Origin of the sequence: Klebsiella sp. HC6, from assembly GCF_022605325.1 — a bacterium.
GTDB classification, from domain to species: Bacteria; Pseudomonadota; Gammaproteobacteria; order Enterobacterales; family Enterobacteriaceae; genus Klebsiella; species Klebsiella terrigena.
In genome coordinates this window covers 5,450,453-5,464,131 of the sequence record NZ_CP093276.1, presented here as the reverse complement: position 1 = coordinate 5,464,131, position 13,679 = coordinate 5,450,453, and the positions used below count along the sequence as shown (strand labels likewise).

The following is a 13,679-nucleotide window of genomic DNA, read 5'->3' as shown; positions in this document are numbered from 1 at the left end:
CTTTCACCAGAGATGACAACGGAGGAACCGACATGTCACAAGATCCTTTCCAGGACCGCGAAGCTGAAAAGTATGCGAATCCAATCCCTAGCCGGGAATTTATCCTCGATCATTTAGCAAAACGTGAAAAACCGGCCAGCCGAGACGAGCTGGCGATAGAACTGAATATCGAAGGCGAAGAGCAGCTAGAAGGGCTACGCCGCCGCCTGCGCGCCATGGAACGTGACGGGCAGCTGGTGTTTACCCGCCGTCAGTGCTACGCGCTGCCGGAGCGTCTTGACCTGCTCAAAGGTGTGGTTATCGGCCATCGCGATGGCTTTGGCTTCCTGCGCGTCGAGGGGCGTAAGGACGACCTGTACCTGTCGTCTGAGCAGATGAAAACCTGCATCCATGGCGATCAGGTGCTGGCGCAGCCGCTGGGCGCGGACCGTAAAGGCCGTCGCGAAGCGCGCATCGTGCGGGTGCTGGTGCCAAAAACCAGCCAGATAGTCGGCCGCTACTTCACCGACGCCGGCGTGGGCTTCGTGGTGCCTGACGACAGCCGCCTGAGCTTCGATATCCTGATCCCGCCTGAAGAAGTCATGGGCGCGCGGATGGGCTTTGTGGTGGTGGTTGAACTGACCCAGCGCCCGACCCGTCGCACGAAAGCGGTGGGCAAAATCGTTGAGGTGCTGGGCGATAACATGGGCACCAGCATGGCGGTCGATATGGCGCTGCGCACCCATGAAATCCCTTACACCTGGCCACCGGCGGTGGAAAAACAGGTCTCCGTGCTCAAAGAGCAGGTGCCGGAAGAGGCGAAAATCGGCCGCGTTGATTTACGCGATCTGCCGCTGGTCACCATTGACGGTGAGGACGCCCGCGACTTTGATGACGCGGTTTACTGCGAGAAGAAACGCGGCGGCGGCTGGCGCCTGTGGGTTGCCATTGCCGACGTAAGCTACTACGTGCGTCCCGGTACGCCGCTGGACGGCGAAGCGCGCAGCCGCGGTACTTCGGTCTACTTCCCTTCGCAGGTGGTGCCGATGCTGCCGGAAGTGCTCTCTAACGGCCTGTGCTCGCTGAACCCGCAGGTCGATCGCCTGTGCATGGTTTGCGAAATGACGATTTCGTCAAAAGGTCGTCTGACCGGCTACAAATTCTATGAAGCGGTAATGAGCTCGCACGCGCGCCTGACCTATACCAAGGTATGGCATATGCTGCAGGGCGACGGCGAGCTGCGCGAGCAGTACGCGCCGCTGGTCAAGCATATCGAAGAGCTGCACACCCTCTACAAGGTCCTCGATAGCGCTCGCGAAGAACGCGGCGGCATCTCCTTTGAAAGTGAAGAAGCGAAGTTCATCTTTAACGCTGAACGCCGCATCGAACGCATTGAGCAGACCCAGCGCAACGACGCGCATAAGCTGATCGAAGAGTGCATGATTCTGGCGAATATCTCCGCCGCTCGCTTCGTTGAGAAGGCGCTGGAGCCGGCCCTGTTCCGTATCCACGATAAGCCGACCACTGAAGCGATTACCGCTTTCCGCACGGTGCTGGCGGAGCTCGGTCTGGAGCTGCCCGGCGGCAACAAGCCGGAGCCGCGCGACTACGCCGAGCTGCTGACCTCCATCGCCGATCGTCCTGACCACGAGATGCTGCAAACCATGCTGCTGCGCTCGATGAAGCAGGCGGTCTACGATCCGGAAAACCGCGGCCACTTTGGCCTGGCGCTGCAGTCCTACGCGCACTTCACCTCGCCGATCCGTCGTTACCCGGACCTGTCGCTGCACCGCGCCATTAAGTATCTGCTGGCGAAAGAGCAGGGGCACAAAGGCAACAGCACTGAAACCGGCGGCTGGCACTACAGCATGGAAGAGATGCTGCAGCTGGGCGCGCACTGTTCGATGACCGAACGCCGCGCCGACGAAGCGACCCGCGAAGTCTCTGACTGGCTGAAGTGTGACTTTATGCTGGATCAGGTGGGCAACGTCTTTAAGGGCGTGATTGCCAGCGTCACCGGCTTTGGCTTCTTCGTCCGCCTGGACGAGCTGTTTATCGACGGCCTGGTGCACGTTTCATCGCTGGATAACGACTACTACCGCTTCGACCAGATCGGACAGCGTCTGATCGGCGAGTCCGGCGGCCAGACCTATCGACTGGGCGATCGCGTGGAAGTCCGCGTGGAAGCGGTCAACATGGACGAGCGTAAAATCGACTTCTCGCTGATCTCCAGCGAACGCGCCCCGCGCAACGTCGGCAAGACCGAGCGTGAGAAGGCGAAAAAGTCGAACGCCGGCAAGCCTTCCGGGCGTCGTCGCCAGGCCGGTAAGCAGGTAAACTTCGAGCCGGATAGCGCCTTCCGCAAAGAGAAAGGCAAGTCTCAGCCCAACGCTGCCCAGCCTAAAGGCGAGAAAAAAGCGAAGAAGCCGTCGGCTAAAACGCAGAAAATAGCTGCCGCAACCAAAGCGAAGCGCGCGGCGAAAAAGAAAACCGCTGAGTAAGCGGGCATCAATCTTACAGGCCGGGACATCCGGCCTGTAAAGCCGAACGGCAACATTAACAAGCAACGAGTACATCAATGAGTGAAATGATTTACGGCATCCACGCGGTGCAGGCCCTGCTGGAGCGCGCTCCCGAGCGTTTTCAGGAAGTCTATATTCTCAAAGGCCGCGAGGATAAACGCCTGCTGCCGCTGATCCATGCGCTGGAAGCCCAGGGCGTGGTGATTCAGGTCGCTAACCGCCAGTTTCTCGACGAGAAAAGCGAAGGCGCCGTGCATCAGGGGATTATTGCCCGCGTGAAGCCGGGACGTCAGTACCAGGAGAACGACCTGCCTGAACTGCTCGCCTCGCTCGATCAGCCGCTGCTGCTGATTCTCGACGGCGTCACCGATCCGCATAACCTTGGCGCCTGCCTGCGCAGCGCTGACGCCGCCGGCGTGCACGCGGTGATCGTGCCGCGGGACCGTTCGGCGCAGCTGAACGCGACGGCGAAAAAAGTGGCCTGCGGCGCGGCGGAAAACGTCCCGCTGATCCGCGTGACTAACCTTGCGCGCACCATGCGTCTGCTGCAGGAAGAGAACGTCTGGATCGTCGGCACCGCCGGCGAAGCGGATCATACTCTCTTCCAGAGCAAGATGACCGGCCCGATGGCGCTGGTGATGGGTGCCGAAGGTGAAGGGATGCGTCGCCTGACGCGCGAACACTGCGATGAGCTGATCAGTATTCCGATGGCCGGCAGCGTCTCCTCGCTGAACGTCTCCGTCGCGACCGGCATTTGCCTGTTTGAAGCCGTGCGCCAGCGCAGCTGATTAACGCCGGGCGCACGCTGCCCGGCGGCTACTCGTCCAGCGAGCGCAGGTGATCGTTCTTATTGAGCGTCATCAGCGCGATGATGCTGACTACCGCCGTCGCCATGACGTAGTAAGCCGGAATATCAAGATTACCGGTCTGTTTAATCAGGCCGGTAATAATCAGCCCGGCGCAGCCGGAAAATACCGCATTAGAGAGCGAATAGGCCAGCCCAAGGCCGGTATAGCGCACCCTTGTCGGGAACATCTCTGCCAGCATCGCCGGTCCCGGCCCTGCCAGCACCCCCACCAGACCGCCGGCAACGAGCACCACCGCGCCTTTTATCAGCAGCGTGCTGGATTCTGCCTGGAGAATTTTCAGCAGCGGCAGCGCCAGGATCAGCAGCAGCGCCGCGGCCAGCACCATCACGTTACGCCGACCCCACTTATCGCTGAGGAGCCCGGCAGGAAGAATGGTGAGCGCAAAGCCAATATTGGAGATCACCGCGATCAGCAGCGCCTGGTTAAAGCCGGTATGCAGCGACGACTGCAGGTAGGCGGGCATAATCACCAGGTAGGTATAGCCTGCGGCGGACCAGACCATCAGGCGACCGATGCCGGTGACAATCGCTTTCAGGGTATGGATCAGGTCGGCGCTGGCCTGCGGATGCTGCGGTTGCTGCTGCTGGCGGAGAAAGCCCGGCGTCTCCTCCATTTTCACCCGCAGCCAGAGCGCGACGATCCCCAGCGGGATGGCGAGGAAGAACGGAATTCGCCAGCCCCAGGCATGGAGCTCTTCCGGGCTCAGCACCGCGGATATCAGGGCCACGATCCCGGCGCCGGCCAGCAGGCCGAGGGCGACGGTGAAGGATTGCCATGCGCCATACAGGCCGCGCCTGCCGCGAGGCGCAAACTCGGTCATCAGCGAGACGGCGCCGCCATATTCCCCGCCGGCAAACAGCCCCTGCAGAATGCGCAGCCCGGTCAAAATCAGCGGGGCCGCTACCCCGATGCTGGCATACGTCGGCACAAGGCCAATTGCCGTGGTGGCGAGCGTCATCATCACCAGGACGACGATCAGCGTCGGCTTGCGGCCGATTCGATCGCCGATGCGGCCAAAAATAATGGCGCCTAGCGGGCGGAAGAAAAAGGCGATGGCGAAGGAGGCGTAGGTCAGGATCAGGCCCGTCAGCGGCGCTTCGCCGGCCAGCTGAAAGAAGTTCCGCGCGATAACCGTCGCCAGAAAGCCATAGACCGCAAACTCATACCATTCAATAAAGTTGCCGATAGATCCGGCGATCAGGGCGCGCTTGTGCGCGCCCGCAGGGCGTGTCGCGGTCTGCATAGGCCATCCTGATTTCAACAAAAAAATAACAAGTGAATAAATTATTCCACAACTTTAGCCTTGTGAAATTTTAAATTCTTATGCCTGTGATGCGCCTCACGAAGGGGCGGATGGTTTTTTTGTGACCCGGCTCGCGGGCGCTCCCGGGCCAGGCTGACCATACTGAGTACAAAGCCATTGACGGAGGGAAGCAATATGCACTGGCCAACTCATACCGTGTTTAATCAGCCGACGCCGCTGCTGAACAGCAACTTATTCTTGTCCGATACCGCGCTGCGCGAAGCCGTGGCTCGGGAGGGCGCCGCCTGGGATGGCGATCTGCTGGCCAGTATTGGCCAGCAGCTGGGAACGGCAGAGTCGCTGGAGCTGGGGAGGCTGGCGAACGTTAACCCGCCGGAGCTGCTGCGCTATGACGCGACCGGCACGCGGCTTGACGATGTGCGCTTTCATCCCGCCTGGCACCTGCTGATGCAGGGTCTGTGCGCTAACCGGGTGCATAATCTCGCCTGGCAGGACGACGCGCGCGCCGGCGCTTTCGTGGCCCGGGCGGCGCGCTTTATGCTGCATGCGCAGGTGGAGGCCGGAACGCTATGCCCGATAACCATGACGTTCGCCGCCACGCCTCTGCTGCAGCAGTCGCTCCCCGGGCCATTTAGCGACTGGCTGACGCCGCTGCTGAGCGATCGCTACGATCCGCACCTGGCGCCGGGCAGCCAGAAGCGCGGGCTGCTGATCGGCATGGGAATGACGGAAAAGCAGGGGGGATCGGATGTGCTGAGCAATACCACCCGCGCAGAGAAGAGCGCCGACGGGTTTTATCGTCTGGTGGGCCACAAGTGGTTTTTCTCGGTACCGCAAAGCGATGCGCACCTGGTGCTGGCGCAGGCGCCCGGCGGGCTTTCCTGTTTCTTTGTGCCTCGCCTTCTGCCGGACGGCCAGCGCAATGCGCTGCACCTCGAAAGGCTCAAAGATAAGCTCGGCAACCGCTCTAACGCCAGCAGCGAGGTGGAGTTCTATGACGCCTGCGGCTGGCTGGTGGGCGAAGAGGGGGACGGCGTACGGCAAATCCTTAAAATGGGCGGCCTGACCCGCTTCGACTGCGCGTTGGGCAGCCATGCCTTAATGCGTCGGGCCTGGTCGGCCGCCTTCTATCACGCCTTTCAGCGCCAGGCGTTCGGCAAAAGCCTGGTCGAGCAGCCGATGATGCGCCAGGTGCTGGGCCAGATGGCGCTGCAGCTTGAGGGGCAAACCGCCTTTTTATTCCGCCTGGCGCGCGCGTGGGACAGGCGCGACGACGGGCAGGAGGCGCTGTGGGCCCGCCTGTTTACCCCGGCGGCGAAGTTTGCTATCTGCAAATCCGGGATCCCCTTTGTTGGCGAAGCGATGGAGGTGCTGGGCGGTATCGGCTACTGCGAGGAGAGCGAGCTGCCGCGCCTGTACCGGGAGATGCCGGTGAACAGTATCTGGGAAGGTTCGGGGAATATTATGTGTCTCGACGTGATGCGGGTGCTGGGCAAGCAGCCGGTGGCGCTGGAGCTGCTGGCGACAGAGTGTGCGGAAGTTAAAGGGCAGAATCGCCATTTCGATCGCGCATGGCGTCAGCTGCAGCAGCTGCTGAGGCGGCCAGCGGAAGAGCAGGGCCGGGAGATAACCCGGCTGGTGTACCGGCTCGGCGCGGGAGCGCAGATGCTGCGCTACGCCTCGCCGCCGCTGGCTCAGGCCTGGTGTCGAATGATGCTCGACCCGCGCGGCGGCATGCGGCTGGACGCACAAACGCTCGATGACCTGCTGCTGCGCGGCACCGGACGCGGGCGCCAGGCGCCTCAGGCGTAGAGAATGGCCTGTACCCGCCAGCTGTCCGGCTGCTGTTCCTCGTACATCTGGACGATGCGATACCAGGAGGCGCCCTGCTCATCGGCCTTCACGGCGATGGCATGCTCGACGTCCTGCTGGCTGCCGGCAATATTGTTGACGGAAATCAGGCCGATTTCATTCAGGCCAGTGACGCAGTCCGCGCTGGCAAATTCTGCGGACTGTGCCGCAGTATGCGCCGTTGTAGCGTTAAACAGCAGGCTGGGTAGGGTAAATGATCGTTTCATCGTCAGCTCCATTTCGCGTGGCCCGAGGGCAGTCCGTTGCTAACGTTCTGCCGGGTTTGACTGGCTGAACGTTATTATGCACAGGAGAACGTGAACGGATGCAAAGCAATGTAAAGCGGGGTTAAAGGCGTCGCACCGTTATTTACGGTAGAGAATTGCCTGCGAATACCACTGGCCGGGAACCAGGGTGTCATCAATCATTATGATGACGTAGTAATCCGCTTTAGCCGCTTCTGCTTTGACCTTCAGCGCAGCTTCAACATCCATCGGCGAACCGTACATCAGCACGCTCACCGTCCCCATTTTTTGTAGCCCGCTGGTCTGGTTACGGTGAATCTCTTGCGGATGGCTGGTCGCAGGCGGCGGGGCTTCAGGCGTTCCCTGCAGGGCGCTACAGCCGCTCAGAACAATCGCCAGTAACCACGGTGTAAACCTACGCATAACCATATCTCGTTTCCTGTTAGTCACAGTGTAGTGGTAGCCTGAATGACATTTCCGGGGAATGTTCCCGAATTGTTATCTCTGACGCGATTTTCGAATGAAAATGTTGTGAAAGCGTAACCCAGTTCTCAACATTATAAATCGTGGCTGAACCCACGCCTTTGGCTATATGTTAGCCCATGGCACACCGCTACTCTAGAGACGGGAGACGATAAATGATTGTACTGGAAGTGCGTAATCTTGCGGGCGGCGAGGTGCTTCATGCCTGTCCGCAAAATGCGTCAGACCGGCCTCTGCCGTGTATCGTTTTTTATCACGGATTCACCTCTTCGAAGCTGGTTTATAGCTACTTCGCCGTGGCGCTGGCGGAGGCGGGATTTCGGGTTATTATGCCCGATGCGCCGGAGCATGGCGCGCGCTACCTCGGCGATGAAAAAGGGCGAATGCAGCGCTTTTGGCCCATTTTGCTACAGAACTTCACCGAATTCAGCGCGCTGCGCGATGCGATCGCCGCGCAGGGGTGGATTGCGGACGACAGGCTGGCGGTCGCCGGCGCATCGATGGGCGGAATGACGGCGCTGGGTATTATGACCCATCATCCGCAGCTGAAAAGCGTCGCCTGTCTGATGGGATCCGGCTATTTCGGCAGCCTCGCGCAAAGCCTGTTTCCCTCACCCTCCCTGGACGCGGAGCAGCTGACGGAGTGGGACGTCAGCCATCAGCTGGCGACGCTCGCCAGCAGGCCGCTGCTGCTTTGGCACGGCGATGAGGACGATGTGGTGCCGCCGGGTGAAACCTTCCGCCTCCAGCAGGCCCTGCAGCAAAGCGGCCTGGCCGAAAACCTGACCTGCGTCTGGCAGCAGGGCGTGCGCCATCGCATTACGCCAGAGGCGCTGGCCGAAACGGTTGAGTTCTTTAAGCGCACGCTTTAGGCGCAGCGACGGGCTGGACCCTTCGTCCCCGTAGCGGAGGCGAAGGGGTTAGATAAGGGTGGTTAGCGATAGAGCGCGGCGCTGGCGTGGATCGCGCCGTTGCTTTCCGGTTCGTGGATCAGTATCGGCTGGAAGTATTTTGCCCCCTGTTCGTCGCTCAGCTGGTTAAGGGCCTTATCGGCCTCTTGCTCAGTGGCCATATTGTGGTTGATATAGATAACGCCCAGGCTCTGTACATCGTCCATGTTACGTGCCTGACGTCCATCGATTTTGATGGCTGCCAGCGCGTTGGCGCTCAGTAAAAGCGCAGCCATTACGGCAATGAGGATGTATTTCATAATCTACGCTCCTTATAACTGTCCTGACGTTAACCCGGGCTCCCTTGGGCTACAGATTGCTCTTGCTGTAAGTGTAATCACTCCCTGCCGGGTGCATCGCGACCATTTCTGATGAAGTTGTTCAAAAAAATGTCGCTGCTGCCGTTGATTAATTTTAAATCACTGACTTAGCGCGGCTTTGCCGTTAGTGCGAATTATTTGCGCAATCAGCTTGAGTTTATGGTGGTTCGCAATTAGAATGACGCGTCAATTTTTCAGCCGCCCTTTAACCACGTTCCTTGCCTCCATGGGCCGCGGCTGACCCAGACAGGAGGCTGAATAATCCGTAAGGAGCAATTCGATGCGTCATTACGAAATCGTTTTTATGGTCCATCCTGACCAGAGCGAACAGGTTCCGGGTATGATCGAACGTTACACTGGTGCAATCACTGCAGCAGAAGGTACGATCCACCGTCTGGAAGACTGGGGCCGCCGTCAGCTGGCTTACCCGATCAACAAACTGCACAAAGCTCACTACGTTCTGCTGAACGTTGAAGCCCCGCAGGAAGCGATCGATGAGCTGGAAACAAACTTCCGCTTCAACGACGCCGTTATCCGCAGCATGGTAATGCGTACTAAGCACGCTGTTACCGAAGCATCTCCGATGGTTAAAGCGAAAGACGAGCGCCGTGAGCGTCGCGAAGATTTCGCAAATGAAACCACCGATGATTCCGAAGCTGGGGATTCTGAAGAGTAATCCTGATGACCAACCGTCTGGAGCTGTCCGGCATTATCTGCAGGACGCCAATTCGTAAGGTCAGCCCGTCAGGAATTCCACACTGCCAGTTCGTGCTTGAGCATCGTTCAGTGCAGGAGGAAGCCGGTTTTCACCGGCAGGCATGGTGCCAAATGCCCGTTATCATTAGCGGACACCAAAACCAGGCCATTACTCACAGTATAACGGTCGGTAGTGCAGTAATCGTTCGGGGGTTCATTTCTTGCCACAAGGCAAAGAACGGCCTGAGCAAAATGGTTCTGCATGCCGAGCAGATTGAATTGATAGATTCTGGAGACTAGCCAAATGGCACGTTATTTCCGTCGTCGCAAGTTCTGCCGTTTCACCGCGGAAGGCGTTGTAGAGATTGATTACAAAGACATCGCTACGCTGAAAAACTACATTACCGAAAGCGGTAAAATTGTCCCGAGCCGTATTACCGGTACTCGCGCAAAATACCAGCGTCAGCTGGCTCGCTGCATCAAGCGCGCTCGCTACCTGTCCCTGCTGCCATATACCGATCGTCATCAGTAATCGGCCGCTGTCTATTAACGACTTTAAGAGGATAAGGTAATGCAAGTTATTCTGCTTGATAAAGTAGCAAACCTGGGCAGCCTGGGTGATCAGGTTAATGTTAAAGCGGGCTATGCTCGTAACTTCCTGGTTCCACAGGGTAAAGCTGTTCCAGCTACCAAGAAAAACGTTGAATTCTTCGAAGCGCGTCGCGCTGAACTGGAAGCCAAACTGGCTGACGTTCTGGCAGCTGCTAACGCACGTGCTGAAGCAATCAATGCGCTGGGCAACGTTACCATCGCGTCTAAATCAGGCGACGAAGGTAAACTGTTCGGTTCCATCGGTACCCGCGACATCGCTGACGCTGTAACTGCAGCTGGCGTTGCCGTCGCTAAGAGCGAAGTTCGTCTGCCGAACGGCGTTCTGCGCACCACCGGTGAGCACGAAGTGGACTTCCAGGTTCATAGCGAAGTCTTCGCTAAACTGGTTGTTAACGTTGTAGCTGAGTAATTTTTACTCTGCTCGCGTCGAGACGCCGGCCTTGTGCCGGCGTTTTGCTTTTCTGCCTTCCCCCACGCTAATCTATTCGCGATAGACTATCGCGCACGAATAAAGCTGCCGTTTGCCTGACGGGTAAACAGCACCTGCTGCCCACCGCCGATATCGATAGTCAGGCCGGTTACCACCCCATTCGCATTCTGCCTAATCTGTACCGTTTGCCCGGTTTGCAGCGAGCTGAGCGGTTTTCCCGAACCTTCGACCTGGGCCATCGCGTAAACGTCGGTTGGCGGCAGATTATGGTCGCGGAACAGCTGGGCCAGGGTTTTCCCTGACTCGATGCGATAGGTGCGCCACTGCTGCTCGATGCCCGGCGCAGATTGCTGCTGTTGCTGCTGAGGCGGAGAGTAGGTCTGATTCTGCTGCTCGGTCGGCTGCTCGTCCTGAACCGGCTCTGGGGCCACCGGCGCCATCTGATCGGTGTCGCTCACCGTAGGGGTTGAGGTAATGGGCGGCAGCGGCATCGCCTGCGACGACGATTGCGGCTGGGACTGCGACTGCATATCGAGGCTGGCGTCGCGGCTGACCTGGGCGGACGTGCTGCTGTCCTCGGAGGGGAGCAGTATGCCGATAACCACCAGCAGGGCTCCGGCGATAATGCCCCGACGGTGCATTGGCGGCAGCGGATCCATAATGCGAATATGATCCGGGGCGTGCCAGATCTTCGCCAGGGTAGGTGTCATTTCAAAGCGCCCGGGCATGGCTTTCCTCCTGCTCCGCATATTTTTATGCTGCTCCGTAGAGTATAGATGGCTAACCTCCTGATGGACGAGACAAAGATATGTTTCGTGAGGTTAGCCTGATATTGCCTATTGTTTCTGTTTCCCTCAGATTTGTCATCATCCAGCGACAAAGTTTTACCCATCGTGCTGTGGCTGATATGCTGCCCACCACTTTATACTCGTCGTCTTTCGGGTTGCCGGTGCGCTGGCAGTGCCGCTCGCTTCGCTTATGGCGTTATTGATATCGCTAAGGCTCAGGAGCCTGCCGCCTTCCCGCAGGCCGAAGTTTATAGAGTATGAATTTTCCCCCCAAAAAAGGAACAAAGATGGCAACCCCGACTTTTGACACTATCGAAGCGCAGGCAAGTTACGGTATCGGCTTGCAGGTTGGACAACAGCTGAGCGAATCTGGCCTGCAGGGGCTGCTGCCTGAGGCGCTGGTAGCCGGTATTGCTGATGCGCTGGAAGGCAATCAGCCGCAGGTGCCGGTAGAAGCCGTTCACCGCGCGCTGCGTGAAATTCACGAACGTGCCGATGCGGTACGCCGCGAACGTTTCCAGGAGCTGGCGGCAGATGGCCAGAAATACCTCGATGAAAACCGCGAGCGCGAAGGCGTGAACAGCACCGAATCCGGCCTGCAGTTCCGCGTCCTGACCCAGGGCGAAGGCGCTATCCCGGCGCGTACCGACCACGTTCGCGTGCACTACACCGGTAAGCTCATCGACGGTACCGTTTTTGACAGCTCCGTTGCGCGCGGCGAGCCGGCTGAATTCCCGGTAACCGGCGTGATCGGCGGCTGGATTGAAGCGCTGACCCTGATGCCGGTTGGCTCAAAATGGGAGCTGACCATTCCGCACAACCTGGCCTACGGCGAGCGCGGCGCGGGCGCATCGATTCCTCCGTTCAGCACCCTGATTTTTGAAGTAGAGCTGCTGGATATTATCTAAGCAGTAGTGGCTTCCTCTCCCCAAGGGGCGGGGAAGCAAATAAAAATAGCGTAAAACGCTTAAGTTTGAATTTAGTTAGAGTTTAATATTGCTTAAATGATTTTTTGGCGTAGTTTTGTGAGCTGTTTCGCGTGACCGGAGTGATATAACACTCACTTTAAACATAAAATTAACATTATATCTAAATCATAGTATTCATCCTTCCGATTCTTACCTAATATCGATAAGCCCTTTTCCAGGGGTGATGACTAATGACGGGCCAGTAGAGCCTGAACAACACAGACAGGTACAACAGGAAAATATCACATGGTAGATCAGGTTAAAGTCGCTGCTGAAGAGCAGGCTCCGACGGAACAAACGCTGCGGCGAAATCTCACAAACCGGCATATTCAGCTTATTGCCATCGGCGGCGCTATCGGTACCGGCTTATTTATGGGGTCCGGTAAAACCATCAGTCTCGCCGGGCCATCCATCATTTTTGTTTATATGATCATTGGCTTCATGCTGTTTTTCGTCATGCGTGCGATGGGCGAACTGCTGCTGTCGAATCTGGAATATAAATCGTTCAGCGATTTCGCCGCCGATCTTCTGGGGCCGTGGGCCGGATACTTTACCGGCTGGACCTACTGGTTCTGCTGGGTGGTGACCGGGATGGCGGACGTCGTGGCGATTACCGCCTACGCCCAGTTCTGGTTCCCGGGCCTCTCCGACTGGGTGGCCTCGCTGGCGGTTATCCTGCTGCTGCTGAGCCTGAACCTTGCCACCGTGAAAATGTTCGGGGAAATGGAGTTCTGGTTTGCGATGGTCAAGATCGTCGCTATCGTGGCGCTGATTGTCGTCGGCCTGGTGATGGTGATGATGCACTTCAAATCGCCGACCGGCGTAGAAGCCTCTTTTGCTCATCTGTGGAATGACGGCGGCTGGTTCCCGAAAGGGATCAGCGGATTCTTTGCCGGCTTCCAGATTGCGGTCTTCGCCTTCGTTGGGATTGAGCTGGTGGGCACCACCGCTGCGGAAACCAAAGATCCGGAGAAATCCCTGCCGCGCGCGATTAACTCTATCCCGCTGCGCATCATTATGTTCTACGTCTTCGCGCTGATCGTGATTATGTCGGTGACGCCGTGGAGCTCGGTGGTTCCGACCAAGAGCCCGTTCGTCGAACTCTTTGTGCTGGTGGGCCTGCCGGCTGCGGCCAGCCTGATTAACTTCGTGGTGCTGACCTCCGCGGCCTCTTCGGCCAACAGCGGCGTATTCTCCACCAGCCGTATGCTGTTTGGCCTGGCGCAGGATGGCCAGGCGCCGTCGATGTTCGCCAAACTGTCGAAACGTGCGGTACCGGCGAAGGGCCTGACCTTCTCCTGCATGTGCCTGCTGGGCGGCGTGGTGATGCTGATGGTGAATCCGAGCGTGATTTCCGCGTTCACCATGATCACCACGGTTTCGGCGATCCTGTTTATGTTCGTCTGGACCATTATCCTGTGCTCGTATCTGGTCTATCGCAAAAAGCGCCCGCAGCTGCACGAGCAGTCGAAGTATAAGATGCCGCTGGGCAAGCTGATGTGCTGGGTTTGTATGGCGTTCTTCGTCTTCGTTCTGGTGCTGCTGACGCTGGAGACCGACACGCGGCAGGCGCTGATCGTCACGCCGCTGTGGTTTGTTCTGCTGGCGGTGGGCTGGTTCTTTGCCGGTAAGAAACGTCTGGCGAAATAAAAAATCGCCGGGAGCGATTTTTAACGTTGCTTGCAACGGCCCGTAGGGGGAC

The 13,679-nt window shown here is 58.3% G+C and carries 15 protein-coding genes; 10 read left to right on the top strand and 5 right to left on the bottom strand.

The window, feature by feature from the left end:
- The first annotated feature begins 32 nt into the window (after positions 1-32).
- Both rnr and rlmB read left to right on the top strand, forming a co-directional pair.
- On the top strand, positions 33-2,480 hold the full coding sequence (gene rnr, locus MMW58_RS26360; RefSeq protein WP_133601090.1) for a ribonuclease R: 2,448 nt from the start codon (positions 33-35) through the stop codon (positions 2,478-2,480).
- Positions 2,481-2,557: 77 nt separating this feature from the next.
- Positions 2,558-3,289, top strand: a complete 732-nt coding sequence (rlmB, locus tag MMW58_RS26355; protein WP_041143720.1) for a 23S rRNA (guanosine(2251)-2'-O)-methyltransferase RlmB — start codon at positions 2,558-2,560, stop codon at positions 3,287-3,289.
- A 28-nt stretch (positions 3,290-3,317) separates the two neighbouring features.
- On the opposite strand, the gene MMW58_RS26350 is transcribed toward rlmB, so the two are convergent.
- Positions 3,318-4,613, bottom strand: a complete 1,296-nt coding sequence (locus MMW58_RS26350; protein WP_241722429.1) for an MFS transporter — start codon at positions 4,611-4,613, stop codon at positions 3,318-3,320.
- A 195-nt stretch (positions 4,614-4,808) separates the two neighbouring features.
- Between MMW58_RS26350 and MMW58_RS26345 the strand changes: the two genes are divergently transcribed.
- Positions 4,809-6,446: an isovaleryl-CoA dehydrogenase gene (locus MMW58_RS26345; RefSeq protein WP_241722428.1), complete on the top strand. Its 1,638-nt coding sequence runs from the start codon at positions 4,809-4,811 to the stop codon at positions 6,444-6,446.
- Here MMW58_RS26345 and yjfN read toward each other — a convergent pair.
- Positions 6,437-6,712 (bottom strand): DUF1471 family protease activator YjfN, encoded by a 276-nt coding sequence (gene yjfN / locus MMW58_RS26340; RefSeq protein WP_041147507.1) that lies wholly within the window; start codon positions 6,710-6,712, stop codon positions 6,437-6,439. The two genes, MMW58_RS26345 and yjfN, sit on opposite strands and share 10 nt — an antisense overlap.
- A gap of 138 nt (positions 6,713-6,850) precedes the next feature.
- Complete coding sequence (gene bsmA / locus MMW58_RS26335) at positions 6,851-7,159, bottom strand: biofilm peroxide resistance protein BsmA (protein WP_041143723.1); 309 nt, start codon at positions 7,157-7,159, stop codon at positions 6,851-6,853.
- 209 nt (positions 7,160-7,368) lie between these two features.
- On the opposite strand from bsmA, the gene yjfP reads away from it, so the two are divergent.
- A complete protein-coding gene (gene yjfP, locus MMW58_RS26330) occupies positions 7,369-8,085 on the top strand; it encodes an esterase (RefSeq protein WP_241722427.1) in 717 nt (238 codons plus the stop codon).
- 62 nt (positions 8,086-8,147) lie between these two features.
- On the opposite strand, the gene MMW58_RS26325 is transcribed toward yjfP, so the two are convergent.
- Entirely contained in the window at positions 8,148-8,423 is a 276-nt protein-coding gene (locus MMW58_RS26325; RefSeq protein WP_041143725.1) for a YdgH/BhsA/McbA family protein, read from the bottom strand.
- A gap of 340 nt (positions 8,424-8,763) precedes the next feature.
- Between MMW58_RS26325 and rpsF the strand changes: the two genes are divergently transcribed.
- From rpsF to rplI, 4 genes are read left to right on the top strand one after another with little or no spacing between them, the layout of a single operon-like run.
- A complete protein-coding gene (gene rpsF, locus MMW58_RS26320) occupies positions 8,764-9,159 on the top strand; it encodes a 30S ribosomal protein S6 (protein ID WP_095104382.1) in 396 nt (131 codons plus the stop codon).
- Between the two features lie 5 nt (positions 9,160-9,164).
- Complete coding sequence (gene priB, locus MMW58_RS26315) at positions 9,165-9,479, top strand: primosomal replication protein N (RefSeq protein WP_041143726.1); 315 nt, start codon at positions 9,165-9,167, stop codon at positions 9,477-9,479.
- Between the two features lie 4 nt (positions 9,480-9,483).
- A complete protein-coding gene (gene rpsR / locus MMW58_RS26310; protein WP_002210155.1) occupies positions 9,484-9,711 on the top strand; it encodes a 30S ribosomal protein S18 in 228 nt (75 codons plus the stop codon).
- 39 nt (positions 9,712-9,750) lie between these two features.
- The gene (rplI, locus tag MMW58_RS26305; protein ID WP_041143727.1) at positions 9,751-10,200 is read left to right on the top strand and encodes a 50S ribosomal protein L9; all 450 of its coding nucleotides are present in this window, start codon (positions 9,751-9,753) and stop codon (positions 10,198-10,200) included.
- A gap of 86 nt (positions 10,201-10,286) precedes the next feature.
- Here the strand turns inward: rplI and MMW58_RS26300 are convergent, their stop codons facing one another.
- A complete protein-coding gene (locus MMW58_RS26300) occupies positions 10,287-10,949 on the bottom strand; it encodes a LysM-like peptidoglycan-binding domain-containing protein (RefSeq protein WP_159237508.1) in 663 nt (220 codons plus the stop codon).
- A gap of 347 nt (positions 10,950-11,296) precedes the next feature.
- Between MMW58_RS26300 and fklB the strand changes: the two genes are divergently transcribed.
- Together fklB and cycA are read left to right on the top strand one after the other, a co-directional pair.
- Positions 11,297-11,917, top strand: coding sequence for an FKBP-type peptidyl-prolyl cis-trans isomerase (fklB, locus tag MMW58_RS26295; RefSeq protein WP_041143729.1), 621 nt, complete (start codon positions 11,297-11,299; stop codon positions 11,915-11,917).
- Positions 11,918-12,223: 306 nt separating this feature from the next.
- Positions 12,224-13,627: a D-serine/D-alanine/glycine transporter gene (gene cycA / locus MMW58_RS26290; protein WP_133601083.1), complete on the top strand. Its 1,404-nt coding sequence runs from the start codon at positions 12,224-12,226 to the stop codon at positions 13,625-13,627.
- The last annotated feature ends 52 nt before the right edge of the window (positions 13,628-13,679 follow it).